At 52.6% G+C, this 607-nt stretch carries 2 protein-coding genes; both read left to right on the top strand.

The window, feature by feature from the left end; genetic code table 11:
- A partial coding sequence (locus tag DOU54_RS27735; RefSeq protein WP_210206208.1) for a hypothetical protein occupies nucleotides 1–269 on the top strand: 269 nt, incomplete at its 5' end.
- Nucleotides 270–280: 11 nt separating this feature from the next.
- Nucleotides 281–463 (top strand): hypothetical protein, encoded by a 183-nt coding sequence (locus DOU54_RS15340; RefSeq protein WP_286079920.1) that lies wholly within the window; start codon nucleotides 281–283, stop codon nucleotides 461–463.
- Nucleotides 464–607 lie beyond the last annotated feature (144 nt).

Below are 607 nucleotides of genomic sequence, written 5' to 3'. Positions count from 1 at the left end.
GCCCTTGTCTGTTTACCGGTGGCGAGGCTAGCAACATCGAACGGGCATTTCGACTGCTAAAAGTGGTCAGCAAAATTCAACCTGAGATAATGAACCATTCAATGTTCGCTATTGAGGAACGCCGGTATTCCAATACCATTTGCATCAATCAGAGATGGCTGGCCAGGACCGAAGGCGCATTGTCGGGGAAGGCAGGCATTTTCCTGGCGGCTATCAAAACCGGAGTTCGGGCGAGCTCTGGTTTCGCCCATACGGGACACCGTGGATAAGCGGAGCAGACATGAAGACCAGCTTTGAGTTTTTGCCGGAACGTAAGCAACGCGAGCATGTCCGCATCGCCGGAATTATTCAGAAAAAATTTGCTGATCTGGTGGCGCGCTCGGCGTCTGACGCCAGGCCGGATGGGCGGATTTTCAAAATCATTCTGTTCGGTCTTGGGCGAAAATCTCATCTGCCCGGGTGACGGCGACATCATGAACCATAGGGTTTGAACTCCTCTTACAATCGCTATGCCGATCTCCTCATAGAAACTGGTCTGTCTTCCAGGAGCGAAGCCGTGGTCAACAACGGCCGTTCCGTGCGACCGCAATCGAAAGGAATAATCGTG

This window comes from Agrobacterium sp. MS2 (genome assembly GCF_003261015.1).
In the GTDB taxonomy this organism is placed as follows: Bacteria; Pseudomonadota; Alphaproteobacteria; order Rhizobiales; family Rhizobiaceae; genus Agrobacterium; species Agrobacterium pusense.
Note: the sequence above shows the minus strand (reverse complement) of the source record. Positions and strands in the feature narration are given on the sequence as shown.